The organism is Streptomyces sp. NPDC085866, assembly GCF_044541035.1.
Taxonomy (GTDB): domain Bacteria; phylum Actinomycetota; class Actinomycetes; order Streptomycetales; family Streptomycetaceae; genus Streptomyces.
The window spans coordinates 198,042-222,334 of record NZ_JBITSQ010000003.1 but is presented as its reverse complement, the minus strand read 5'-3'; the positions used below and the strand labels follow the sequence as shown (position 1 = coordinate 222,334).

Genomic DNA, 24,293 nt, shown 5'->3' with positions numbered 1-24,293 from the left:
ACAGCCTCGCCGGGGCGCACGCGCGCGCCACCTCGCGAGTCGGCAACCGCCTGACGGGCGCTGTTCGTGAACATGGTCTCCCGTTCTCCACCGGCTGTCGTCAATACCCCGTCGATCCTGGGATGTTCGTCACCACAGCACGTGCCGCCGGCCTGGTGCTCCCACCACCCCCGCAGTTCTGGAAGCGGTCCGGAAACAGCCTGACCGGGCTTCACGGAAGCGCGGACGGAGTCGGATTCAAGGCGCGCCGTCCGGGCCGGTCGGACGCGTTGCCTGCGATCCGTGGGCCGGCGCGGGGCCCGTGGCTCCGGGGCGCCGTAGCCGGGTGACGGTACTGAACCGTGCCGCGCGCCGGCGCAGGTGGCGGTGGCCGAGGGCCGGGTGGGGTCGAGCCGGTGTACCTGCGGTTCGGTAGAAGATCCGCTTCCCGATCTCCACGAGGAGCAGGTAGACGACGACCATGGCGGCCACCGCGGCGAAGAAGACCGGAGGGAGCAGCTGGAAGCCGAGGACGGGTGCCAGGGGAGTGGCCGGCAAGGCGGCACCGACGGCGACGACACCCAGCGCAGTCAGCGTCAGGGCCGTACTGGGGCGGCGGCTGCGCCAGAAGGGGATGCGGCGGGTGCGGATCGCGAAGATCACCAAGGTTTGCGTGGCGAGCGACTCCACGAACCAGCCCGTGCGGAACTGGGCGGGGCCCGCGTGGAAGATCCAGAGCATCACCGCGAAGGTCGCGAAGTCGAACAGGGAGCTGATCGGTCCGAAGCAGATCATGAAGCGCCGGATGAAGGCGATGTCCCAGTGCGCCGGCCGTCGCACCTGCTCCTCGTCGACTTCGTCGGTGGGGATGGCGAGTTGGCTGGTGTCGTACAGAAGGTTGTTCAGCAGGATCTGAGAAGGCAGCATCGGTAGGAACGGGAGGAACAGCGATGCGCCGGCCGCGCTGAACATGTTGCCGAAGTTGCTGGACGTGCCCATCAGCACGTACTTGATGGTGTTGGCGAAGATGCGCCGCCCCTCGACGACCCCGTCTGCCAGGACACCGAGGTCCTTCTCCAGCAGGATCACGTCGGCCGCGTCCTTGGCCACGTCGGTGGCCGAATCCACCGAGATACCCACGTCGGCGGCGTGCAGCGCGAGGGCGTCGTTGACGCCGTCGCCGAGGAAGGCGACGTCTCCGCCGGTCCGCCGCTGGATCCGCACGATGCGGGCCTTGTGCTCGGGGCTGACCCGGGCGAAGACGGTGGTGTCACGGATCGCGGTGGTGAGCCGCTCGTCGTCCATGGTGTCGAGGTCGGCACCGGTCAGTACCCCGGCGCTGGTCAGCCCCAGGTCGTGGCAGACCTTGGCGGCCACCGCGGGGTTGTCCCCGGTGACGATCTTCACCGTGATGCCGAGCGCGTCCAGCCGCCCCAGCGCGTCGGCCGCGTCGGATTTGGGCGGGTCGAGGAAGACCAGGAGACCGGCCAGGCGGAGGTTGTGCTCGTCGGCAGCGGTGAGTGCGGTACTCGCCTCGGCGGGACGGGTTGCCACGGCGACGACGCGGTTTCCGGCGGCGAACTCGGCGCCCAGGGCCTGGCGGACGGCCTCGGGCACCTCCACGCAGCGTTCCAGCACCGCCTCCGGAGCGCCTTTCGTGATCAGCACGGTAGTGTCTGCGGGGTCGGTGACCACGACGGAGACCATCCGGCGCTCATGGTCGAAGGGCAGGACGCCGGCCCGCTTCCAGCCGCTGAGCAGCGGGCGCTGGGCGGCTGCAGGCGGGGAGGCCCAGAGGGCGTCGTCGAGCGGGTTTCCGCCCACGGGCCGGCCCTGGTCGTCCACGTCCGTCTCGGTGCACAGCAGGCCGAGACGCAGTACCTCGACCGCCGACGTACCGACGACGGGTACGGCCCGCATGAAGTCGATGCGGCCCTGGGTCAGGGTCCCGGTCTTGTCGGTGAACAGCACATCGACGTCACCGAGGTCCTCGATGCACACCAGCCGCTTGACCAGCACCTTGCGCCGGCTCATCCGCCGGGAGCCCGCGGCCAGGCTGGTGGAGACCACGGCGGGGAGCAGTTGCGGAGTGATGCCGACAGCAATGGCCAGGGAGAACAGCAAAGCGTCGATCAGTGGCCTCTGCAGAACCACGTTGATGACGAAGATCGACGTGGTCAGTGCCCCGGCGACGTAGACCAGCAGCATCGAGAACCGGCGCAGCCCCACCTGGAACTCGGTCTCCAACTGGTGTCCGCTGAGTCCGGCGGCGATCTTCCCGAACTCGGCCTCCGCACCGGTGGCGACCACCACCCCACGGCCGCTTCCCGAGTGCACCACGGTGCCCATCAGCGCGCATCCGGACAGGTCCGCCAGTGCCGTGCCCGCCGGCACGGCAGCGGTGTCCTTCGCGACCGGCAACGACTCACCGGTCAGCACCGACTCGCCGCACTCCAGCCCCGCGGTCGCGAGCAGCCGCAGATCGGCCGGCACGATGTCACCCAGCCGCAGCTCGACCACGTCACCCGGAACCAGGCCGGTGACCTCCACCTCCTGCGGCCGCCCGTCTCGCCGTACGACCGCACGGTGCTGGATCTTCGCATGCAGAGACTGGGCGGTCTTCTCCGCCCGGTACTCGTTGACGAAACCAAGACCGACGGACAGCGCCACGATCGCGCCGATGATCACGGCATCGCTGCGCTCGCCGACGAAGTACGACACGGCGGCTGCCGCCAGCAGCAGGCCCAGCAGCGGGGACCGCAACTGATGCCACAGGACGAGCCATGCCCGAGCCCGGTGCGAGTGGACCGCGTTCGGTCCCCAGCGCTTCAGCCGTCGTGCCGCCTCGTCCGACGACAGGCCGTCGCCGGTCACTTCGAGATCGTCGAGTACCTCCGAGGTGGTCCGGGCGGCCGCGGAGGCGGCGCGCCCCGCGGGCACCGGTCGCACCTGCGTGGCGGTCACCATCACCGACCGCCCACCGAGCGGCCGCCCATCGGCGCAGCGCCGGGCGGGCACCTGACAGTGACCACGGGGCTGGGGTACGGGCGCGAGTGGGCCGAGGGGAGTGTCATGGTCCCACCCTCCGTCCTTCTCCGGTCAGGCCCACAGGGCCATTCGGGCCCTGTCTCCGGGACCGCCGGTCGTGGCAGGCCGGCGCCACGCAGTCGTGACCGAGGGTTCTGGCCCCGTCCGGATGCCGGAGGCCGTGGATCGCGAAGGACGCGCCAAGAACCGCGAGGCTGTTCCTTCCGCGGGCACCACGTCCCGCAAGTGAGCGACCGCACCCATGTCCAAGAAGGCGGCGCCGACACCGGCGCCGGGATCGATCGCGTCCAGCTGCGCGTCGACCGCCCGGCCGACGAGGATGTCGAGCTGGGCGAGCAGACCGTCAGCGAGCTGGTCACCGACGCCGTTCGCCACGGCCGCGGCCCGGTCCGACTGCGCCTGATCCGCGCGCGTTCACTGATCTGCGAGGTGTCCGACGCATCGAGCACCTCACCCCATCTGCGTCACGCCGCCAGCGTCGACGAGGGCGGCCGCGGGCTGTTCATGATCGCCCAGCTCGCCGATGCCTGGGGCACCCGCTACACAGCGATCGGAAAGACCATCTGGACCCGGCAGACCGTCCCCCTGCTGCGCTCTGACGCTGAAAGCCGGTCGGCGGCCTTGACCCGGTGCGTGCCGGCCTGCCCCTGCCTGCGCCACCGCGTCCTGCCCGCCCGGCGAACGCGGGGCGGACCTCTTCCCGTGCCGGCCGCGGGGTCAGACGATCAATTGTCGACGCGAATTCCGGCGAGGACCAGGTCAACGGCCTGCACGGCCCACCGAGGGTGACCGCTCCGTCCTGCCATGTAGTCGGCGTAGAACGGGCCGAGGAGTGCCGACACGGCCGCTTCGAGATCGGCGTCCTCGCGGATCTGACCGGCCTGCTGCGCCTGTTCCAGGGCATCGCGCAGGAGGGCCCGGCGAGGGAGTACGGTGCGTTCGCGCAGCAGGGCGAGGAGTTCCGGGGTGTGGGCCTCCTCGGCGAGGCAGGTGCCGATGAGTGCCATGCCGTTGACTCGCTCGATGGTGGCGGCGAAGTCCTTGAGGATGTTCACCAGGTTGGTGTGGAGGTCTCCACCGGGGGAGGGAGCATCTGTCATGCGGGCGGCGGCGAGGGCCGCGGTGAGGAGGTCAGCCTTGGTCTTCCAGCGCAAGTGGATGGTGGACTTGCTGACCTGCGCGGCAGCGGCGACCTGGCTGAGGCTCATGCGCGTGTAGCCCTGGGAGGCCAGCAGTTCCAGAGCGGCCTGCAGGATGGCGGCTTCCTTCTCGGCAGAGCGTGGCCGCCCCGCGACTTTGGTTTCCGTTCCACTCACCTGGTCAGAATAGTTGAGCTTCCGTACCGAGCGGTTCGGTACGGAAGGCTGGGAGCACGGGTACGGGGGGGCGGAATGTGTGGGTGGTGCCGCTGATCCGCTGACGGAAGGTGCGGGCCGGGCAGCTGGTGAGCTCCTCGACCCCGTCGGTCACGGGTGGTGCGCCGGCGGTCGATGACCGGCGTGGGCATGCGGGAGTGTCCGGCCGCACGAGAAGCAGGGGGCGGGCCGGGCGCAGGCGGGTGTGTGCGTGCCGGCCACCACAGTTGCGGGTCAGGCGCTCGTGCGGGTGCCCGCGATGTGGAAGTTGAAGTCGGCGTGGCCGAGGGCGCCCCACAGGCGCAGCCAGATGGGCAGCAGCATCTCGGTGCCGCGGGCGGTGGTGATGTCGCCGAGATCGATGACGCTCGCGGCGGCCCAGCCGAAGGACACCAGCACTTCGGCGACCTGCTTCTTCGCGTCGGTGTCGTCGCCGGAGAGGAACACGTCGTGCTCGCCCGTCACCCGGGACGGGTCGACCATGACCTCGCAGTTCATCGTGTTGAGGGCCTTGACGACCCGTGTGTGGGGGAATGCGCGCTGGATCTGCTCGCCGAGGCTGTCGGTGTTGACCGGGTTCAGCGACGGCGGCATCCCGGCGGAGAAGTCCAGAGGGTTGGCTACGTCGATGAGTACCTTGCCGGCGAGGTTGTCCGCGCCCGCAGCGGTGAGGGCGTCCAGGCTGGCGGCGCCCGCGGTCGTGTTGACCACGGCCTCGGCCCAGGCGGCTGCCTCGGCGAAGGTGACGAGCCGGACGGCGGCGTGATCGGCCTGCCACTGCGCGAACGGTGGATTGCCGTAGCCGTCGGGTTCGGTGCGGGCCAGGGTGGTCGCCGGGGCACGGGTGCCGATGACGGTCTCGTGGCCGAGGGAACTGAGCTTGGCGGCTATGGTCCGGCCGACGATGCCGGTGCCCAGAACGGCGTAACGCATGACGGGTTCCTTTCGAGGAGGGCGGACGCTACGACCGGTCCGTCCGACGAATGAAAAACTAAACCGAGTGGTTCGGTATTGCAAGTGGGGTGAGCAAGTCGGTGACTCAGTAGCCCAAAGCCCCCTCACCGGTGGCCTCCGGGCACGTCCGGTGCATGATCGGCTGATGTCTGCCTTCGAAGCGGAGGGCCGGGCGCGCAGCGAGGCCGTGCCGTCCGAGGAGGAGAGGGTCCGCTCCCCGGGCCAACGTGTCAAAGCTCGCGCGCGGCTTTAACGGACGCGGATCCGGTGGGTTCGGTGACCAGGGAGCGGTGGAGCGCCAGGCCGGTGATCCGAGGGTCCCAGCGAGCAGTGACATCCTGGTGCCGGAAGGGAACTTGGCAAATCTCGGAGCCCTTGGTCGCGCCCGCCTGCATCGGGCATGATCAGGGTCATGGAGAACGTGCACCTGCCCACCACCGAGGCTGCCGTCTCCGCGATACGCGACATCGCGGAGGAGTTCGGATTGACGATGTCGGTCACTGACGACATCGGCGCGGACCGGACGTCGCGTCGTACGTCGGCCGAGCTCTTCACCGTGTTCGACCCCGACGGCTCGCTGCCGCACGAGGCGTTCGTGGAGTTGGTGGGATCGCCGTCGGTGAGTGTCCGGCTCTTCCCCGAGGACGACGCGAAGATCACCGTGGACGGGGTGGAGTTCCACGACGTCCCCCGCGACTCCGTCCCCGCGTTTCTCAGGTCCGTCTACGGCGGGCTCGCCTCCACCAAGGGTCGGCTGTTTCCCCCTGGCCAGTGGCTCGTCGTGCCGCTGCCCGGGGACGAGACGTACAAGGAACTGATCACGAACCCCAACCTGACGCCCTGGCTGGCGCGCAGCGCCCGCGGCTAGCTCAGGACCCGGCCCGCTCGGTCGCCGCGAGGTGTGGCACGTAGCGGGCCATGAGACTGTCGAGGTAGCCGGGACCGAAGCCGAAGTGCTCGGTCTCGGGGACGAAGGCCCGCATCCGCCGGTTGGAGATGCGCAGCGACTCGGTCGGCACGTCGCGAAGTGTCCGGTGCGCCCGCTGTCCGAGTCCCTTCTCGAGGGCCGTGACGATCTCCTCGGCCGAGAAGGAGAACCCGGAGGCCACATTGACGACCTGGCCGCGCACCCCGAGGCCGAGCAGCCGGTCCAGCACCGTGGCGAAATGCCGGACGTCCAGCAGGTCTCGACGGGCCCCGCGGTAGACGACGACCGTGCCTGAGCGGATCTGGGCCACCAGTGACGGCATGAGTTGTGCCGGGTTCTGGCCCGGACCGACCAGATGACTGAGCCGCAGCGTGAGCCATGGGGCGCCGGAGCCGGAAACGATCCGCTCCATGGCGAGCTTGTGCCGACCGTAGGGGGTCAGGGGAGCGACCCGCGCGTCCTCGCGGCCGTCGCCCCGTCGGCCGTAGAGGCCGCAGGATGCCGAGGACAGGAGGACCAGCAGGCGTTGCCGCTCGCGGCAGCGGCGTACCGTCTCGGTCACCAGCGCCGCCTCGCGCGCGAACCGCTCCGGTGCGGTCTCCGACGTTCTCGATACTCCCGCGGCCAGAACGGTCACCGGCCCGTCCACCGCCAGGTGCCGCCGGAGGTACCGGGCGATGAACCCGTCGCCGATCACCTCGCCGGTCATACGGGAGCGAGCCGCCGTACCACGGCGTCGGCCGCGGACCCTGCTCCTCCCGAGCGCCGGATCTCCTCCCGCATCGCGCTCACCCGCCGGCGTACACCGGCGTGGGCGTGCAGGCCGAGCGCGGTGCGTCGCAGGGCGGGGGCGGTGACGGACCGGAAGGGGATCGCCGTGCCGAGCCCCAGCTCCCGGACGCGCCTGGCGTTGCGGGCCTGTTCCGGCAGCCGGGGGACGACGAGGGAGGGTACGCCGTGCTGGAGGGCCTCCATCGTGGTGGCCATTCCTCCGTGATGGATCACGAGCGACGCATGCCTGAGCACGGCCGTGTTCGGCACCCAGCGGTGCGCCTCGACATTGGGCGGCAGCGGGGGCAGGTCGGAGGGCTCGCAGCGGTCACCGATCGCCATCACCACGTGCCGGTCAAGACCATTGAACGCCTCGGCCACCGTGCCGAAGAACTCCGGGTGGGCGTGGTCGATGGACCCCAGGGAGACCAGTACGACGGGATCGCCGCCGTCGGGCGGCGTCCACTTGGCCGATTCCGGCTCGGGCGCGGGAGCAGGCCCGGCAAACGTGTACTCCTCGCCGAAAGTGTCCCCGTCCGGCTGGAACGAGCGCGGGATCAGGACCAGCCCGCCCGCCAGGCCCGAGGCCAGATGGTCCCGTGCCTCGGTCGTCACGCCCTCGTGGGCCAGGATCGAGCCGAGCCGGGACAGAAACTCCGCGGCCACCACCGGGTTGGCGCCCGCCGTTCCCGGTTCAGCCATCGACCAGTGCCGGGCGGTCGCCAGATACGTCCAGACCTGGAGTGTCGGAACGCCCCACTTCGCCGCGAGGACGCTTCCCGCACCGGCCGGATCCTCCGTGAGGACGAGATCGGGCCGGTCCCCGGCGAAGGACGCCTCCAGCTCCGGCAGCGTGGCGCGGGCGTCGTCGAGATAGAGCAGCGGCAGCCGCCGGGTGTCCGTGGGCCAGGCGCCCGGGTCCGAGGGCAGCGAGGAGCGGAACACCAAGGGCGTGGCCCCCGCGGCTTCCACCAGTGGCGCGAACTGCCGTGTCGTGGCGTAGCTGACCCTCAGTCCGCGCCGCACCAGTTCGAAGACGGTGCCCAGCAGCGGGTTGATGTGGCTGTACGCGGCGGCCGTGAAGACCGCCACATGACGGCCGGCCCCGGCCTCACCGGGGGCCGGCACCGTTCACCACCTCCCCTGCCGGGTGCTCGGCGGACTGCCGCGTGCGGAGGTCCTCCAGGCTCCTGAGGAGGTTCGGGAGCGTGTCCGGCTGGTTTCCGTCGTGGCGCCCCGTCGTCATGCTCAGCCCCATGACAGGCGGCTGAAGGACGACGTTGGCGCGCTGCGCGAGCCGGGCCCGGTGGTCGTTCATGGCGGCGCTCTCCCAGCCGCCCGGCGGCAGCGCCGCGGCGAGCGCGATCGGGGCGTCGGTGCACTGGAGTGCCATCGTCACGGGGGTGTCCGCGAGGCCCTGGGCGAGTCGTGCGATGAAGTGCAGCCCTGCCGGGTAGACGGCTATCGCCTCGGGCCAGCTCGCCAGTTCCACGTGGAGTTTCCGAGCCTGTGGTTCCTCGGACCAGGAATCCTCGAAAACAAGTCTGTTGGTGAGGACCGAAAGGCCTTCTCTGGTCACGAATCGCTGAGCGGAACGAGTGAGGACAATACGCAGTTCGACCTGCGGATAACTGACTTGGAACCAGTTGACCCAGAGGGGAAGGAAGGCGGCATTGGACGATCCTGTGCCGACCAGGAGCAGGCGTTTCACCCCGAGGGGAGGAATCGGGATGGGTGGCATGCCCCAGTTCTCTTCACTCGTCATCTCTCACTCCGACCTCCTGACGCCTCCCGGGAGGCAGAGCCTCCCGGGAAACGTGCATCCAACCGATACTCAGCAGCCGCACCAGGAGCAGCAGCAGGAGCACAGGATGGCCTGTGCCTCGGTGTCGTCCGTCTCGACCTTGAGGAGCTCGTCCTCGGTCAGGGCGTCCAGCTCGAGCAGGTCGTCGGCGAGCAGGTCGGCGACGGGCATGGTTGCCTCCTTCGACAGTGGTGATTTCCGACGGATGCCTGAAGGCGTCCGCGACGCTGCCCGTCGGCCGGGCAGCCGTCGTCATGCTGTCTGGGGAGCATGGCGAATTCTTCCGCCGTCCCACTGGTTTATCGGTCACCGCGCGAGTATGAATCGAACCGCCCGCCTCACACTCGGGTGTGAGATGCGGCCTCACCTTTCTGCTATTACGGCGAGGGAAGCGGCGATCGCATACCGAACGCGCTGAATCCTTTGCTACGTTGCCGGTCCGATGACAATTTCTGCCCGCCCGGAAACACAGGTGGTTCGATGTCCCATATCGCCTTCTTCAACATTCCTGGAGCCGGTCACGTCAATCCGACGGCGGGGATCGTCGCGGAACTTGTGGCGCGCGGCCATCGCGTCAGCTACGCGGTGAACGCGCGCCAGGGCACCGAGGTCGAGGAGGCCGGCGCCACGCTGGTGCCCTACGAGACCACAATGCGGCAGACCCGGAACGCGATGAACGACCTGGAGAGTGTCGACCGCTTCACCACGGGCGACTTCGTGCAGGTGCTGCGGGGCCTGGTGACGGAGACCGAGGCGCTGTACCCGCAGCTCGACCAGGCGTTCGCCGGTGACCGACCGGACGTTCTCGTCCACGACGGGCTGTCCGGCTGGACGGGCAGGCTTCTCGCGCACAACTGGGGGATACCGGCCGTGCGCAGCATCCCCACGATGGCCGCGAACGAGCACTGGTCGCTCGGCACGGACGGGGAGTACGCCGAGTTCGAGCCGGACCACCCCGGACTGAACGCCGTGTACGGGGAGATCGCCGGCATGCTGGCCGGACTCGGTGTGGGCCTCACCGCCCAGGAGTTCTTCGGGGGCAGCGAGTCGGGTCCCGCGCTGGTGTGCATACCGCGCGAGTTCCAGTTCCGGGGCGAGACGTTCGGCGAGGACTTCCACTTCGTCGGGCCGTGCTGGTCGGAGCGTCGGTTCGACGGCGAGTGGAGCCGGCCGGAGGGCGGGTCGGGTGAACGGCCTTTGGTGTTGGTGTCGTTGGGGACGATCCACAACGATGATGTCGGGTTCTTCCAGACGTGTGTGAACGCCTTCGCGGATCTTTCGTGGGATGTGGTGATGGCGGTGGGGGACCGGGTTGATCCGGGTGCGTTGTCGGGGGTTCCGGCGCATGTGGAGGTGCGTTCGCATGTGCCGCAGCTGCAGGTGCTGCGGCAGGCGGACCTGTTCGTGACGCATGCGGGGATGGGCAGCGTGATGGAGTCGCTGTCCTTCGGGGTTCCGATGGTGGCGATCCCGCAGATGAGTGAGCAGCGGGCCAACGCGGACCGGCTGGTGGAGCTCGGGCTCGGGGTGATGCTCCATCGTACGAAGGTCACGGCCGGCTCCCTGCGGGAAGCGGCCCGTACCTTGCTGGGCGATTCCTCTTATGCCGACCGCGTCCGGGACATGCGCGGGCACATCCGGCGCGCGGGCGGCGCACCCGCTGCGGCCGACGTCATCGAGTCCCTTCTGGTGCAGGCGGGAGTGGAGCGGTGAGCGGCGACTCCCGCCCGGCGCACGTCGCGTTCTTCGCCCTGCCCGGACACGGTCATGTGAACCCCGCCCTCGGCGTCGCGGAGGAGCTGACGCACCGCGGTCACCGGGTGACCTTCGCGACGACCGACCGGTTCGCCGCCGCCGTGGCCGAGACGGGCGCGGCACCGCTGCGATACGAGTCCACCATGGACGGGCTGCCGGCCAAGGACAGTGCCGCGGACCGCCCGGACCGTTTCGGCAGTGACGACCTCGCGCGGGTCCTGCGCGATCTGCTGCGCGAGACCCTGGCCGTACTCGGCCCCCTGGACCGCGCGTTCGCGCAGGACCGGCCCGACCTGGTCGTCTACGACGACCCCTCTGGGTGGGGGGCCCGGCTGATCGCGACGCGGCGCGGCATTCCGGCCCTGCCCTACCGGACCACCTTCGCCGCGGGCCCCGACTGGTCGCTCGCCAGACACCGGACGGACGTCGATCCGCTGCACCCGGAGACCATGCGGGTGTTCCACGGCGTCGCCACCATGCTGGCCCGGCTCAAGGTGCCCCTGGGGCCCAAGGAGCTGATGACCGGGAGCGAGTCGGGTCCCGCGCTGGTGTGCATACCGCGCGAGTTCCAGTTCCGGGGCGAGACGTTCGGCGAGGACTTCCACTTCGTCGGCCCCTGTCTCGCTCGGCGGGCATCGGACGGCGAGTGGCGTGCGACGGGTGAACGGCCTTTGGTGTTGGTGTCGTTGGGGACGATCCACAACGATGATGTCGGGTTCTTCCAGACGTGTGTGAACGCCTTCGCGGATCTTTCGTGGGATGTGGTGATGGCGGTGGGGGACCGGGTTGATCCGGGTGCGTTGTCGGGGGTTCCGGCGCATGTGGAGGTGCGTTCGCATGTGCCGCAGCTGCAGGTGCTGCGGCAGGCGGACCTGTTCGTGACGCATGCGGGGATGGGCAGTGTGATGGAGTCGCTGTCCTTCGGGGTTCCGATGGTGGCGATCCCGCAGATGAGTGAGCAGCGGGCCAACGCGGACCGGCTGGTGGAGCTCGGGCTCGGGGTGATGCTCCATCGTACGAAGGTCACGGCCGGCTCCCTGCGGGAAGCGGCCCGTACCGTGCTGGGCGATTCCTCTTATGCCGACCGCGTCCGGGACATGCGCGGGCACATCCGGCGCGCGGGCGGCGCACCCGCTGCGGCCGACGTCATCGAGTCCATGCTCGTCCCTTCCGCACAGGCGCACGGGTGAGAGCGCCGTGAGCCGACCTGCCGAGATCCCGACGGGGATCGACACCCCCGCATTCCTCGCCGATCAGCACAGGTACTACGCCCGCCTGCGGCAGAGCCCGGGTCCGCGTCTCGTCCGCAACCCGCAGGGCCTCGGGTACTGGCTGATCACCCGGCACGCCGAGGCCAGGGCGGTCCTGCTCGACCCTCGCTTCTCCAAGGACCCCAAGCTCGCCGAACAGGCGCTGAGCGCCGCCGGCTACGGGGTCTCCGGGGCGGACAGCTTCTTCCTGCCCCTGGTCAACAGCGACCCGCCGGACCACACGCGGTTGCGGCGGCTGGTCTCCGGGGCGTTCACCCCGCGCCGCGTCGAGGAGCTCAGGCCCCGGGTCGAACAGCTCACCCAGGACCTCCTTGATGCCGTTCCGGACGAGCATGGCGCGGAGGACGGCGGTACAACCCCCGTCGACCTCATGACGGCGCTCGCCTTCCCGCTGCCGGTCCTGGTGATCTGCGAACTGCTCGGAGTGCCGCACGGCAGCCGCAGCGCGCTGCTGAACTGGGCCACCCAGATGCTCACTGTGTCCGGAAGGGCAGCCGGACCCGGAGGGGGCCCCGCGGAGCGCACGCGCAGGCTGCACCGGTGGTTCGCCTCCCTCGTGGCCGCGAAGCGTCCCCGAGTCCGCGTCGACCTGCCCCAGGACGAGCAACCCGATCTGCTCGCGGCCCTCATCGTGGCGCACGACCAGGGTCGGCGGCTCAGCGATGAGGAGCTGGTCGGCCTGCTGGTGCTGTTGCTGGTCGCGGGCCACGAGACCACGACGGGAATGATCGGCAACGCGGTCGACGCCCTGCTGCGCCACCCCGATCAGTTCGAGGTGCTGCGGCGCCGCCCGGAACTGGTGCCCTCGGCCGTGGACGAACTGCTGCGCTACGAGGCGCCGCTCGCCCGGACCACGCTCAGGGTGGCACGGGAGGACGTGAAGGTCGCAGACATCGTCATTCCCGCAGGCAGCGTCGTCAGCGTCGCGCTCACGGCCGCCAACCGGGACCCGGATGTCTTTCCCGATCCCCACCGGCTCGACATCACCCGGGCACGCGGCCCCCACCTCGCGTTCGGCCACGGCATCCACTTCTGCCTGGGCGCGCCGTTGGCCCGGCTCCAGACGGAGACCGTGCTCGTCGCACTGCTCAGCCGTTGTCCGCAGCTGGCGGCGGCCGATCCGCACGCGCCCCAGCAGTGGCTCCCCGTCGGCGACGTGCGCGGGCTGCTGACCCTGCCGGTGCTGCTGCGTCCCGTCCCGCCCGTGGGTCCCATCGCCTCCTGACCCAGGGCACGGCACGCACGACCCGCACGCGCCAACCGTCCGGCCCCATCCATCGAGGAGAACCCGTGCCCCCACCACCTCTCGACGCCGCCGCCATCGAAGTACGCGGTCTGCGCAAGCGGTTCGGGACGACCCCCGCTCTGGACGGCGTCGACCTCACCGTCGGGCCCGGCACCGTCTGCGGGCTGCTCGGGCCCAACGGGGCGGGCAAGACCACGATGGTCCGCATCCTGGCCACCCTGTCGCTCCCGGACGGCGGCACAGCCCGGGTGGCCGGCAACGACGTCGTACGGCACCCCGCCCGGGTACGGGGAAGCATCGCGCTCACCGGACAGTACGCCGCGGTGGACGAGGTGATCAGCGGCCGCGACAACCTGGAGATGTTCGCCCGCCTGTACCGGATGCGCGGTCCCGCCGTGCGACGACGGGCCGAGGACCTGCTGGAGCGGTTCGGCCTGACGGACGCGGCCCGTCGCCCGGTGCGTACCTACTCCGGCGGGATGCGCCGGCGACTCGACCTCGCCGTGAGCCTCGTCGTACCGCCCGCCGTGATCTTCCTCGACGAGCCGACGACGGGTCTCGACCCGCACAGCCGCGGCGGGCTCTGGGAGAGCGTCCGAGAACTCGTACGGGCCGGCACCACCGTCCTGCTCACCACGCAGTACCTGGACGAGGCCGACCACCTCGCCGACCGGATCGCCGTGCTGGCCGATCCGGACGGCACCGGAAGCCGGGTCATCGCCGAGGGCACCCCTTTCGAGCTGAAGTCCGCCCTCGGCGGCGAATGCATCGACGTCACCGTCCGTCACCCCGGACAACGCGCTCGAGTCGCCGAGATCCTGGCCCGCGCGGGCGGCCGGGATCCGGGGATCGGTGACGATCCGCGCCGGGTGCGCCTGACCGTCGGAGCGGGACCCGTGCCGGGCAGGGCGGTGCTCGCTGCCGCGCTGCGCGCACTGGACGCGGAAGGTATCGAGGTCGACGATCTCGCCCTGCGCCGCCCCACGCTGGACGAGGTCTTCCGCAACCTCACGAGCCGGCCGAGCCTTGACCGGGAGGCCGTATGAAGCGCGGCCCGAGCCTCGCCCCCACCTTGCCACCGACCACCTGGACGACGTCCGGCGAGCCGCCGCTCTCCCGGCTGCGCTGGTGCGCCGGCGATGCGGCGACCGTCGCCCGACGCCATCTGGCCCATCTGCGCAGCGCCCCGGAGCGGGCCGCCATGGCGCTGGTGATCCCGCTGGTCTTCACGCTGCTGTTCGTCTATGTGCTCGGCAGCAACATGCGGGCGCCGGGCGGCGTCTCGTACGTCGACTTCCTGGTTCCGGGCATGCTGGCGCAGATGGCGGTCTTCGGCCTCGCCGCGAGCGCCGCCGTGACGGCAGAGGACAAACACCGAGGGGTCACGGACCGCTTCCTCTCCCTTCCGATGAGCCGTGCGGGCGTCCCCGTCGGTCAGTCGCTGGCCGAGTGCCTGGGCGGGGTCATCACGCTCGGAGTGATGGCGGGCTGCGGTCTCCTCGTCGGCTGGCGCCCGACCGCCGCACCGACGGGCGTCCTTGCGGGCCTCGCACTGCTGCTTCTCGCCCGCTACGCGTTCAGCTGGCTGGGGATGTGGATCGGCCTGGTGATGCCCTCGCGGTCCGCCACGGACTTCGTCGGCATGCTGATGTTCCCGCTGACGATGATCTCCAACATCTTCGTCCCCACCGACGGCCTGCCGACCGGGCTGCGCCTGCTCGCCGACTGGAATCCGGTCAGCGCGGTGGTGTCGGCCGTACGCGATCTGTTCGGCACCCCCGTCGCCGTGCCCGCCGACGCCGCGTGGCCGATCGAGCACCCGGTCGCCGCCACGCTCGGCTGGTCCCTGCTGCTGCTCGTGGTCTTCGGCCCCCTGACGGTGGCCGCGTTCCGCGCGCCGAAGCACTGACCACCGAAAGGAGCCTCGTGAAAGCCCTCGTGCCGGGAGCCGGCGCGGGCACGCGACCGCACCCGATCACGCACACCTCCGCCACCCAGCTCGTCCCCATCGCCTGCGACTTCCTCGGCGACGACGACAACCACGGCCCGGGGCGGCATGCCGAGAAGCTGATCGCCCGCTTCGTCACGCTGTTGTCGGCCGGTGAGCCGGTGCCGCTGTACGGCGACGGGGGCAACGTCCGCGACTGGCTGCACGTCTCCGATCACTGCCGGGCTTTCCGGCTCGTCCTCGAACGCGGCGCGCCCGGCGAGGTCTGCAACGTGGGAAGCGGCGCCCTGCTGACCAACGGCGAACCGACCGGGCTGATTCTGGACGGCTGCGGTGCCGACCGGGGTGCGGTACGCCGGGTCGCGGACCGCACGGGCCACGACCGCCGCCACAGTGTGGACGACGGCGAGCTGCGGCGCCCGGGACACCAGCCTGTCCCCCCTTCGCATCAGGCCTCGCGGACACCATCGACCGGTACCGCCGGCGAGCGGCCCGCCCACGGCTCATCGACCACCGTCCGACAAGGAAGTAACCCGTGCGTGTCCTGTTGGCCGTCTTTCCCGTCGCGGCACATGTCTTTCCCGTGGTCCCGCTCGCCTGGGCGCTCCAGAACGCGGGTCACGAGGTCCGTATCGCCACCCACCCGGACACGGCGCGGGTGGTGACCGAGGCGGGGCTCGCGGCCGTCCCCGTCGGGCGAGGCGAAGACCTCGCCGCTCTTACGGACTTCACCCTCAACCCGGCACTGTCCGGCCTTGCCGGAGGCGGTCTGGACATCGGCCCGGGGGACTGCGCCGACTGGGGCGCGAAGTGGTTCCGGACGACCCGGGTGTTCGCGGCACTGCGGCCGCTGCTGGAGGAGCTGACCGGCGTCGCCGTGCGCTGGCGTCCCGACCTGGTCCTGTGGGACCCCTTCTGTCTGCCGGCCGCCGTCGCCGCCCGCGTCAGCGGAGCCGCCCACGCCCGGCTGCTGCAGGGCCGGGACAACATCGCCTGGCTGCGCGGGCGTTCCGCGCGGTACCGGGGCCAGGCTCCGGACGGCGGCTGGCCGGAGCCGCTGGAGGAGACGATGCAGCAGATCCTCGAACCGTACGGACTGCCGTACGAGGAGGAACTCGTCCTCGGCCAGTGGACGGTGGACCCGATGCCGCCCGATATGCGACTGCCCGCACCGGACGTCCGGTACGAGAGTATGCGCTGGGTGCCGTACGGCGGGGGTGCGACCGTGCCGGAGTGGCTGCACAGCCGGCCGCTGCGACCACGGGTCTGCGTGACGCTGGGAGCCGGCGAGCAGGGTCGGCGGCTGCTGCGGGAGAGCGGAGCGGGCCTCGCGGACGTGCTCGGCTCCCTCGCGGACCTGGACGTCGAACTGGTCGCCGCCGTCGACGCCGGTTCCGCCAAGGACCTCCGCCTGCCCGAACGGGTACGCGTGCTGGAGGGGATCCCCTTGCCGCAGCTGCTTTCGGGATGCTCCGCCGTCGTCCACCACGGCGGCGCCGAGACGTTCGCGTCGGCCGCCGCGGCGGGCGTTCCCCAGCTGATCGTGCCGGTGCCGTCCTGGGACGAGGACGCGGCAGCCGCACATCTCGTGCGCAAGGGCGCCGGAGTCGCAGTGGCCCGCCGAAAGTTCAGCCCGCGGTCGCTGCACGCGGCACTGTCGGCGCTGCTCCAGAACCCCTGCTTCCAGGAGACGGCCACCGCGTGGCGCGAGGAACTCGCCCGGCTTCCTGGACCCGCGGACCTCGTTCCGATGCTGGAGAGACTGACCAGACATCACCAGCGGAGCTGAGAAGCGGATACCCACACCAGTGGGAGACGGGACCCTCCCGCGTCCCCTCGGCGGAGGCAGGAATGCAGACTCCCGACGGACGAAAAGGTGTGGGGCCCACTGACACGATCGACCTCACGACTCGCCCGGGCGGGAACGTCCGACCAGCCGAACGCGGAGTCCTTCACCATGCAGAGCACCATCGCGGCCATGCGTCCGCGGATGAGAACCGGCGTCTTCTTCACCCCGACCCCGGAACGGGACGGCGTCCTGCTGACCAAGGGCAGCGACATCGTCACTTTCCAGGGCGCCTCGACCTACGCGTGGCTGGAGAAGCTGTCGCCCTACCTCGACGGCAGACACAGCGTCGGCGACCTCACCTCGGGCCTGCCGCCCGCGACGCGCCAGAGGGTTGAGCGCCTCGTCGGCGCACTGCACGACGCCGGTCTGGTCCGCGACGTGAACCAGGACGCGGACCACTCCCTGTCGGAGGCGGAACTGGTGCACTACGCCGCCGAGATCGCGTTCGTCGAGACGTTCCGCACCTCGCCCGCCCTGCGATTCCAGCGCTACCGCCGTACACGGCTGCTGGTCCTGGGATCGGGCCCGGTGCTCTCCGCCACCGTGGAAGGCGCCCTGCACTCCGGCGTGGCCCGCATCTCGGCACGGTTCACGGGCGACGGGCCGACGGAGGACCCCGCCGTGCGGGCGCGTCTCGACGAACTCGCCGACGCCGCCCGGCGGGGTGACGTGGAACAGAGTCTGGACACCGGCTCGCTGGCCGTGACCGACACGGCGGCGCTGCACCGCGCCGTCGAGGCCGCCGACCTGGTGCTGTACGCGGCCGACCGCACCGATCCCGGCCGCTTGGGCGCGATCGACCTGGCCTGCGCGGAACTCGGCCGGACCCTGATCCCCGCGACCCTCCTCCGCGACGAGGCGTGGATCGGCCCCGTCTGCCCGGCCGACCACCCCGCGACGCGCTGGGAGAGCCTGTGGCGGAGGCTGGGCCGCCCTCGGGGGGACGCGGCAGCACGGAGCGACTTCCTCACCGGGCCTGTCCCCGGCATCGTCGCCAACCACCTCGTGTTCCGCGCCTTCGAGCACGTCACCGGCGTCGCCGAGCAGGACGACGGGGACATGCCGTCGGCCGGTGCCGTACGCATCGACCTGGAGACGCTTCAGACATCCGTCCACACGCTCGTCCCGCACCCGTCGGCAGCGCCGACCCGCGCGGTCCGGGAAAGGGAACTCGCCGACGCGCCCGCCGTGACCGTCGAGGAACTGGCCGGGCGCGTCGGCGCGTTGACCGACGAGCGGCTCGGTGTGCTGGGTCGGGTGTCCGAGGAGCACTATGAGCAGTTCCCGTTGCGGGTCGTACGGGTCGCCGTCACCGACCCCGGCCGTCCCGGGGAGTCCTTCCCCGTGTGGGGTGCGGGAGCCGACTTCGCACAGACGCAGGACGCCGCCCTCCGGCACGCACTCGCCGCGTACGCGGTCCGCGCCGCGGTGCTCCTGACGGCGGAGCACGGCGGTCCGGTGACCGGACTCGCGCTCACCGACGGCACGCCGAGGGACGTACCGGCGGACAAGGCGTTCGGACAGGCAGGCGCCGCACTCCCCGTCGGCACCGCTGCCGGACCGACGTGGGCCGCCGCCGTGGAGGGGGCGTTGCTCGACCACTGCCTGCACCGGCTGCAGGCCGCCCGGCCCACGGACGGTGACCGTCTCGCCCTCGACGACCTCGGACCGACCCCCGCGGCGGGCTGGTACCGCGATCTGCTCCTGGCCACCGGCGAGGACCTGGCGATGTACGCACTCCGGGCTCCGACCGGGGTGACCGCCTACACCTTCCGCCTCGGTGGCGAGAAAGGCCTGGTCGAGTGCGGAGTCGGCTTCACTCCCGCGGAGGCCGCCGAAGCGGGCCTGGCGCGACTCCTGCTGGCCCGGCAGTCCCGGGCCCACGGCCAGAGCGAGTACGCTCCCTCGGCCGCGGTCTCCCTGTGGACCTCGAACCTCGCCGACTCGAAACGGCAAGGTCCGCTCGTCGAGGCCCTGCGCTCCGACGGCCTCGAACCCGTCCTGGTGCCACTCGACCAGGATCCGGCCGTCCACGCCGTACTGCCCCACCTCGTCCGGGTGGTGCTCCTCGATGCCTGAGAACACACCCGCCCCCCCGACCCGTCCGGTCGCCGTGCTCGGCGACGGAGGTCTGCTCGACCGGGCCACGGAAGCCGTCGCCGCCCGCGCCTTCCGGGTGGTCCGCCCGGAACCCGGCGAGCTCGCCGACGCGCTCGGCACCTGCGCCGCAGTTCTGGTGCCCTCGGACACCCCCGACACCGCCCACTACGCCGAGGTGCGCAAGGCCACGGAGGCGGCCGGCATTCCTTTCGTCCCGATCCGCACCGAAGCGGACGCCATCCACGTCGGGCCTGTCGTCACGGGCCCCGGTGACGCCTGCCCGACGTGCGCCGACTGGCGCGGCCGCCTCGCCCGCGACAAGGCGCAGCATCACGAGACCGTGCGCGCACGCCACGGCGCCGCCATGGCCGCGTCCGCATCGCCGCTGCGGACCGGAGTGGCGGCGGCCGTGGCGGCCGAGCTCGCGGTGGCCCTGCTCGACACGACGCTGTCCGGCAGTCCCCTGCCGCGGGACGCCCCCGACCGCGCAGGGACCGTCGAGGGGCGCCGCCCAGGTGACCGTTTCGTCCGTGTCGACCTTGCCTCACTCGCCGTCAGTTCCCACCGCTACCTGCCCTACTCGCTCTGCGAGGACTGCGGCGGTCTGCCGCCCGACGGCCCCGAGGCAGCGCGTATCACCCCGCGCTCCCGCCCGAAGCCCGCACCCGACGTCTTCCGGGTGCAGAACGTGGTGGCGCGCGAGCAGGAGTTGTACGACATCTATGTGGACGGCGCCGCCGGTGTCGTGCCCTCCGTGGACGACGAGCGCGGCGGACCGCTGCCCCGCGCGGTGGCGCCGCTCAGCTCCCTGCGGGGCAACAGCTCCCAGCACGGCTGGGGCCGTACGACCGACTACCGCACCTCCCGGCTCACCGCCGTGCTGGAGGCGCTGGAGCGGTTCGGCGGGGAGCAGCCGCGAGGCCGGCGCACCACGGTCACGGCGAGCCGCCGGGAACTGGGGGAGCGGGCCCTGGACCCGCGCGTCTTCGGCCTCTACCCCGACGACCGCCACGACCTGCCCGGGTTCCCGTACGTCCGGTACCACGAGGACCTGGTGGTGCCGTGGGTATGGGGGTACTCCTTCGCCCGCGCCGAGCCCGTGCTCGTACCCGAGCGGTACGCCTACTACGCCGCGCACAGCCACGACGACCCGCGTTTCGTCTACGAGATCTCCAACGGCTGCGCCATGGGCGGCTGCCTGGAGGAAGCCATCCTGTGCGGTCTGCTGGAGGTCGCCGAGCGGGACGCCTTCCTGATGACCTGGTACGGGCGGATGCCGATCCCGCGCGTCGACCCGGGCTCCGCGCGGGACCGCTCCATCCCCATGATGATCGAGCATCTGCGCCATCGGACCGGGTACGAGATCCAGCTGTACTCGGCGACCCTGGAGCAGGGTGTCCCGTGCTTCTGGGCGGTGGGCCTGGACGCCCTCGGTGACCCGGACCGGCCGCGCGTGCTGTGCGCGGGCGGCTCCGCGCTGCTGGCCGAGAAGGCCGTGGTCAACGTCCTGCACGAAATGGCGCATCTGCTGGAGCACGCCAAGATCTACGACGCCGAGGAGCGGGAACGCGCCGCGCGCATGGTGCGCGACCCGTCCCTGGTGAAGGTGATGGGTGACCACTCCGTGCTCTACAGCCACCCGGACGCGTTCGACCGGTTCGGCTTCCTGCTGTCGGAGCGCGAGGCACGGTCGTTCGCGAGCTTCGAGGAGCAGTGGCGGTGGCCCGAGCACACCGATCTGCGGGCGGATCTTGAGGAGATGCTCCGTCGCTACCTGGACCGGGGCCTGGACGTCGTCGTCGTGGACCAGACGACGCCGGAACACCGGGCGGGCGGCTTCGCCTGCGTCAAGGTCATGGTGCCCGGCACCCTGCCCATGACGTTCGGGCACCAGAACCGGCGGGTCGACGGCCTGCCCCGGCTGCTGCACGTTCCGTACGAACTGGGCTACCGAGGCCGCGTGTTGACGTCCGAGGACATCAACCCCCACCCGCACCCCTTCCCCTGAGAAACCTGGCACACCCGAGTCGCCCGAGACACCGAGAACACCGAGGACAGAGCGGATGACCGCCATCGAACGGCCCGCCCGGGCCACCGAGTCGCCCGGCGCACGGTATTGGCACCGGTCGCTGCACGACTACGCCGCCATGATCCGGCAGGGACCGGGGGGCCGGGAGGGCGGACCGGGGGACCCGGAGAGGTTCGCGCGCTTCGGCGACCTGCCCGGGTTTCCGCTGCCCCCGCCGCCCCGGACGCTCGGCGCGCTCAGCCGGTGCCTCGGCCCGCGGCGCGCCGGGCTCGGGGCGGACGACCCGCCGCCGGTGTCCGCGCCGAGCGCCGCCTTCCACTCGGCGCTGCTCCACTACTCCTGTGGTGTGCTGCGGACGGAGTTCGGACCGACTGCCCGCTGGCCCTACCACCGGGCAGTCCCCTCCGCCCGGTGTTTCGCGCCGGTAGAGACCTATCTATGGACTCCCGGGCACGAGGGAGTCCCCGCAGGCGTCTACGCCTACGACCCCGCGCACCACACCCTGGTCCTGCTGCGGGCGGGAGACTTCCGGGCCCTGCTCGGAGCGGCGCTCGGGGCGGACATCGCCGACGCCGTCGGGGTGCTGCTGCTGTCCACGGTCTTCTGGCGGACCGCCTTCCGCTACGGCGCCTACGCCTACCGCCTGTGCGCGCAGGAGACCGGGCTGGTGGCCGGCAACGCGCTGATGGTCGCGGGCGCCCTCGGCGCACAGGGGCACCTGCACCACCAGTTCCTCGACGGGGTGCTGGAGCGGCTGACGGGCGTCGCGCGTCCGGACGAGAGCATCGCCTGCGTGATCGCCCTGTACCCGGGGCGCGAAGACGACGGCCGGACGATCCTGCGCTCCCCGGCGCGGCACACCGAGGCGGAGCTGTCCACCGCGGTCGGTACGGTCGCCGATCGCCCCGCATCGACCGCCACCGGCGTCCGCTCCCTTTCGGACCTCGTCGAAGTGGACACCGCCGCCCGCCTCACCGACACGGCGGCCTTCGTCCGGCTGCCCCACGCCTCGTCCCCCGTCCAATCGGCGGTCGGTGGCACCGCGGTGGCCGGGGAACTCGCCGACTGTCTGCGCAGGCGCACCTCCGGTGCCCCGGCGTTCAACCCGGAGCGGCGGCCCGTCCCGCTGGAGGCGGTACTCGGGGCCGTCAAGGCCGCCCTCGCGCCGTTCGTGTCCGACGCCGTGCCGCAGGGCACCGCTCCGCCCGTCACGGCGCACGTGTGGGCGGTCGACGTCACCGGAGCCGAGGACGGCCTGCACGAGGTGACCGAGCACGGTCTGCGGCATCTGGGCCCGGTCCGGATCGCGGACCTCGGCCTGGAGGCGGCCAACATCAACTACCGCACGGTGAACGCCGTGGTGTTCCTGTCGGTGCCCCGCGAGCAGGCTCAGGCAGCCTTCGGCGACCGCGGGTTCAGGGTGCTGCACCACGAGGCGGGGGCCGTCGCCCAGCGGCTGTGCGTCCTGAGCACCACGGCGGGACTCGCCGCGCGGATCCACAACGGCTACGCGGCCGGAACGGTCGCGCGCGCCCTGGGACTGTCGCCGGGACACGAGCCGGTCTTCCAGATCGCCCTCGGCACCCCGGGCGCCGACGAACGCTACCTGATGCCCGTCCCGGACCAACTTCCCCTGACCCACGGCGGCTCCCCGGCTCGGAAGGCGGTACCGGCCGCATGACCACCCACGCCCCGTCCCTCGGCTCGGCGGCACTGGCCTATCTCGCCTCCGGCCACCAGCCGCCGCACGCGCTGCCCGCCGCCGACCCGCTCACGCTCCCGCCGGTCCACAAGCGCTATCCGTCGGCGGCCCGCCAGGCGCTGCCGGCCTGCGCCGACCCGCGGGACGACGACCCGGTCCGAAGCCTTTCGTGGCTGCTGCACCAGACCAACGGCCTGACCAGGATGCGCTGGATGAGCGGCATCATGCCGCTCGGTCTCGGCAGCCCCGCCGCGCGCCGCGACCGCCGAATGCTGCTGTCTCCCGGCCGCACGGGAGCGTCCTCCGGGTCCCGCTATCCCGTGGAGGTCTATGTCGCCCACTCGGACCACGCCGGGCTGCCGGCCGGGCTGTCCCACTACGACCCCGTGCATCACACGCTGGAGAGGCTGCGCGAGGGCGACGGACGTGACCTGCTGACCGCGCTGCTCGCCGAACCGCCCGCCGAGCTACCGCAGTTCGTCCTACTGCTCAGCAGCGTGCTGTGGCGCAACGCGGCCAAGTACGGTGTGTTCGGCTACCGCCTGCAGAGCCTCGACGTCGGTGTGCTGACCGCGCAGGCAACTGCCGCGGCCGAGGCGACCGGGCTGACGGCGACCGTCCATCTGCGCTACGACGACACGGCGGTGGATGAGACGCTGGGTCTCGCACCCTTCGCGGAGAGCGTGTTCGCGGTGATCACGCTGCACCGGCCGGACCCGGACGGCCCACGGGCGGCCGCCGCGGCGGCCGGACGGTGGCGCGGCGAGGTACCCGCCGCCCGGCCCGACCCGGTGCCCGTCACCCAGGTTCCCGCCCTGGCGGAGGCGGCCGCGCTGCACGCCGCCATCCGCGGTGCCGCCCCGGGTGGCTCCGGCCCTCTCCCGGTCTGGTCGCCGCCTCCCGGCGCCCCCCGGCACGCGCTGCCCTTCGCCGCGCTCGACGTGCGGGACGGCTTCGGCGGCCGGCGTACCGTCTACGGGTACCGGCCCGGCCCGGTGCCGCAGCGGACGCTCGGCGCCCTGCTCGCCGCGGCCGCCGAACCGGTCGCCGGCGACAGCCCCGTCGGCCGGGCGGTCCGGTTGGCCGGAGTCGTCCAGCGGGTCCCCGGGGTGGAGACCGGCGCGTATCTGTACGACCCGGCCGGTCACGCGCTGATCGCCACCCTGCGGGCGGACGCCGTGGCGGCGGTGATCGCCGCCGCCAAGAGCCCCATGCTGGCCGACGAGTGCCGCACCGCCACCGCGGTCCTCGCGCCCTGCGGTGACCTGCGGACCGGCATCGAGAGCTTCGGTGACCGCTGGTACCGCGCCCAGAACATCGCGGCGGGCGCGGTCGCCCAGCGGATCGCGCTGGCCGCGGCGGCCGCCGGGCTGGAGAGCCATGTCCACTGCGACTTCGACCCGGAGGGCGTGCGGTCCGCGCTCGGCCTGACCGCAGGGCCGCTCCAGCCGCTGGTGCTGGTCACCGTGGGACCGCGGTCACCGGACCGCACGGATCCGCAACTGCCGCTGGGGGCGGGCGCATGACCGCCCCGAGGAACGCCCGACGGGCGGA

At 71.6% G+C, this 24,293-nt stretch carries 19 protein-coding genes and 1 pseudogene; 13 read left to right on the top strand and 7 right to left on the bottom strand.

The window, feature by feature from the left end:
- Positions 1-237: 237 nt before the first annotated feature.
- Positions 238-2,919 carry a magnesium-translocating P-type ATPase gene (gene mgtA / locus ACIF83_RS07795; protein ID WP_399724407.1) on the bottom strand — a complete coding sequence of 894 codons (2,682 nt, stop codon included), beginning with the start codon at positions 2,917-2,919 and terminating at the stop codon, positions 238-240.
- Positions 2,920-3,339: 420 nt separating this feature from the next.
- Between mgtA and ACIF83_RS07790 the strand changes: the two are divergent.
- Positions 3,340-3,612: pseudogene (locus ACIF83_RS07790) on the top strand (ATP-binding protein); the annotation flags it as partial.
- Positions 3,613-3,752: 140 nt separating this feature from the next.
- On the opposite strand, the gene ACIF83_RS07785 reads toward ACIF83_RS07790, so the two are convergent.
- Entirely contained in the window at positions 3,753-4,343 is a 591-nt protein-coding gene (locus tag ACIF83_RS07785) for a TetR/AcrR family transcriptional regulator (protein WP_399724404.1), read from the bottom strand.
- Between the two features lie 273 nt (positions 4,344-4,616).
- Complete coding sequence (locus tag ACIF83_RS07780) at positions 4,617-5,315, bottom strand: NADPH-dependent F420 reductase (protein ID WP_399724401.1); 699 nt, start codon at positions 5,313-5,315, stop codon at positions 4,617-4,619.
- 433 nt (positions 5,316-5,748) lie between these two features.
- Here ACIF83_RS07780 and ACIF83_RS07775 point away from each other — a divergent pair, with 433 nt between their 5' ends.
- Positions 5,749-6,204 carry a hypothetical protein gene (locus ACIF83_RS07775; RefSeq protein WP_393470795.1) on the top strand — a complete coding sequence of 152 codons (456 nt, stop codon included), beginning with the start codon at positions 5,749-5,751 and terminating at the stop codon, positions 6,202-6,204.
- A gap of 1 nt (position 6,205) precedes the next feature.
- On the opposite strand, the gene ACIF83_RS07770 is transcribed toward ACIF83_RS07775, so the two are convergent.
- The 4 genes from ACIF83_RS07770 to ACIF83_RS07755 all read right to left on the bottom strand — a co-directional run bounded on the left by ACIF83_RS07770 (position 6,206) and on the right by ACIF83_RS07755 (position 9,010).
- On the bottom strand, positions 6,206-6,973 hold the full coding sequence (locus tag ACIF83_RS07770; RefSeq protein WP_399724398.1) for an NAD-dependent epimerase/dehydratase family protein: 768 nt from the start codon (positions 6,971-6,973) through the stop codon (positions 6,206-6,208).
- Positions 6,970-8,163, bottom strand: coding sequence for a macrolide family glycosyltransferase (locus ACIF83_RS07765; protein WP_399724395.1), 1,194 nt, complete (start codon positions 8,161-8,163; stop codon positions 6,970-6,972). The genes ACIF83_RS07770 and ACIF83_RS07765 overlap by 4 nt, the downstream gene beginning before the upstream one ends.
- Positions 8,147-8,776 carry a flavoprotein gene (locus tag ACIF83_RS07760; protein WP_399725187.1) on the bottom strand — a complete coding sequence of 210 codons (630 nt, stop codon included), beginning with the start codon at positions 8,774-8,776 and terminating at the stop codon, positions 8,147-8,149. The genes ACIF83_RS07765 and ACIF83_RS07760 overlap by 17 nt, the downstream gene beginning before the upstream one ends.
- Positions 8,777-8,869: 93 nt before the next feature.
- Entirely contained in the window at positions 8,870-9,010 is a 141-nt protein-coding gene (locus ACIF83_RS07755) for a hypothetical protein (RefSeq protein ID WP_393470807.1), read from the bottom strand.
- A gap of 309 nt (positions 9,011-9,319) precedes the next feature.
- Between ACIF83_RS07755 and ACIF83_RS07750 the strand changes: the two genes are divergently transcribed.
- From ACIF83_RS07750 to ACIF83_RS07700, 11 genes are all read left to right on the top strand, one after another.
- Positions 9,320-10,552 carry a macrolide family glycosyltransferase gene (locus ACIF83_RS07750; protein WP_399724392.1) on the top strand — a complete coding sequence of 411 codons (1,233 nt, stop codon included), beginning with the start codon at positions 9,320-9,322 and terminating at the stop codon, positions 10,550-10,552.
- Positions 10,549-11,784 (top strand): macrolide family glycosyltransferase, encoded by a 1,236-nt coding sequence (locus ACIF83_RS07745; RefSeq protein WP_399724389.1) that lies wholly within the window; start codon positions 10,549-10,551, stop codon positions 11,782-11,784. Before ACIF83_RS07750 ends, ACIF83_RS07745 begins: the two co-directional genes overlap by 4 nt.
- Positions 11,785-11,791: 7 nt before the next feature.
- Entirely contained in the window at positions 11,792-13,090 is a 1,299-nt protein-coding gene (locus tag ACIF83_RS07740) for a cytochrome P450 (protein WP_399724386.1), read from the top strand.
- A 65-nt stretch (positions 13,091-13,155) separates the two neighbouring features.
- Positions 13,156-14,157, top strand: a complete 1,002-nt coding sequence (locus ACIF83_RS07735; protein WP_399724383.1) for an ATP-binding cassette domain-containing protein — start codon at positions 13,156-13,158, stop codon at positions 14,155-14,157.
- Positions 14,154-15,020: an ABC transporter permease gene (locus tag ACIF83_RS07730; protein WP_393470820.1), complete on the top strand. Its 867-nt coding sequence runs from the start codon at positions 14,154-14,156 to the stop codon at positions 15,018-15,020. The genes ACIF83_RS07735 and ACIF83_RS07730 overlap by 4 nt, the downstream gene beginning before the upstream one ends.
- A 17-nt stretch (positions 15,021-15,037) precedes the next feature.
- Positions 15,038-15,724 (top strand): NAD-dependent epimerase/dehydratase family protein, encoded by a 687-nt coding sequence (locus tag ACIF83_RS07725; protein ID WP_399724379.1) that lies wholly within the window; start codon positions 15,038-15,040, stop codon positions 15,722-15,724.
- On the top strand, positions 15,643-16,848 hold the full coding sequence (locus tag ACIF83_RS07720) for a nucleotide disphospho-sugar-binding domain-containing protein (protein ID WP_399725184.1): 1,206 nt from the start codon (positions 15,643-15,645) through the stop codon (positions 16,846-16,848). Before ACIF83_RS07725 ends, ACIF83_RS07720 begins: the two co-directional genes overlap by 82 nt.
- Before the next feature lie 168 nt (positions 16,849-17,016).
- The gene (locus ACIF83_RS07715; RefSeq protein WP_399724377.1) at positions 17,017-18,987 is read left to right on the top strand and encodes a hypothetical protein; all 1,971 of its coding nucleotides are present in this window, start codon (positions 17,017-17,019) and stop codon (positions 18,985-18,987) included.
- Positions 18,980-21,016, top strand: a complete 2,037-nt coding sequence (locus tag ACIF83_RS07710) for a TOMM precursor leader peptide-binding protein (protein WP_399724375.1) — start codon at positions 18,980-18,982, stop codon at positions 21,014-21,016. Before ACIF83_RS07715 ends, ACIF83_RS07710 begins: the two co-directional genes overlap by 8 nt.
- 55 nt (positions 21,017-21,071) lie before the next feature.
- Positions 21,072-22,718 carry a SagB family peptide dehydrogenase gene (locus ACIF83_RS07705; protein WP_399724373.1) on the top strand — a complete coding sequence of 549 codons (1,647 nt, stop codon included), beginning with the start codon at positions 21,072-21,074 and terminating at the stop codon, positions 22,716-22,718.
- Positions 22,715-24,265 carry a SagB family peptide dehydrogenase gene (locus tag ACIF83_RS07700; RefSeq protein ID WP_399724371.1) on the top strand — a complete coding sequence of 517 codons (1,551 nt, stop codon included), beginning with the start codon at positions 22,715-22,717 and terminating at the stop codon, positions 24,263-24,265. Before ACIF83_RS07705 ends, ACIF83_RS07700 begins: the two co-directional genes overlap by 4 nt.
- The last annotated feature ends 28 nt before the right edge of the window (positions 24,266-24,293 follow it).

What these genes read in the sequence shown, in the direction of transcription:
- ACIF83_RS07780 (WP_399724401.1), bottom strand. Translation starts at nt 5,315, where the DNA reads ATGCGTTACGCCGTTCTGGGCACCGGCATCGTCGGCCGGACCATAGCC.
- ACIF83_RS07775 (WP_393470795.1), top strand. Translation starts at nt 5,749, where the DNA reads ATGGAGAACGTGCACCTGCCCACCACCGAGGCTGCCGTCTCCGCGATA.
- ACIF83_RS07770 (WP_399724398.1), bottom strand. Translation starts at nt 6,973, where the DNA reads ATGACCGGCGAGGTGATCGGCGACGGGTTCATCGCCCGGTACCTCCGG.
- ACIF83_RS07760 (WP_399725187.1), bottom strand. Translation starts at nt 8,776, where the DNA reads ATGCCACCCATCCCGATTCCTCCCCTCGGGGTGAAACGCCTGCTCCTG.
- ACIF83_RS07755 (WP_393470807.1), bottom strand. Translation starts at nt 9,010, where the DNA reads ATGCCCGTCGCCGACCTGCTCGCCGACGACCTGCTCGAGCTGGACGCC.
- ACIF83_RS07750 (WP_399724392.1), top strand. Translation starts at nt 9,320, where the DNA reads ATGTCCCATATCGCCTTCTTCAACATTCCTGGAGCCGGTCACGTCAAT.
- ACIF83_RS07730 (WP_393470820.1), top strand. Translation starts at nt 14,154, where the DNA reads ATGAAGCGCGGCCCGAGCCTCGCCCCCACCTTGCCACCGACCACCTGG.
- ACIF83_RS07715 (WP_399724377.1), top strand. Translation starts at nt 17,017, where the DNA reads ATGCAGAGCACCATCGCGGCCATGCGTCCGCGGATGAGAACCGGCGTC.
- ACIF83_RS07710 (WP_399724375.1), top strand. Translation starts at nt 18,980, where the DNA reads ATGCCTGAGAACACACCCGCCCCCCCGACCCGTCCGGTCGCCGTGCTC.
- ACIF83_RS07705 (WP_399724373.1), top strand. Translation starts at nt 21,072, where the DNA reads ATGACCGCCATCGAACGGCCCGCCCGGGCCACCGAGTCGCCCGGCGCA.
- ACIF83_RS07700 (WP_399724371.1), top strand. Translation starts at nt 22,715, where the DNA reads ATGACCACCCACGCCCCGTCCCTCGGCTCGGCGGCACTGGCCTATCTC.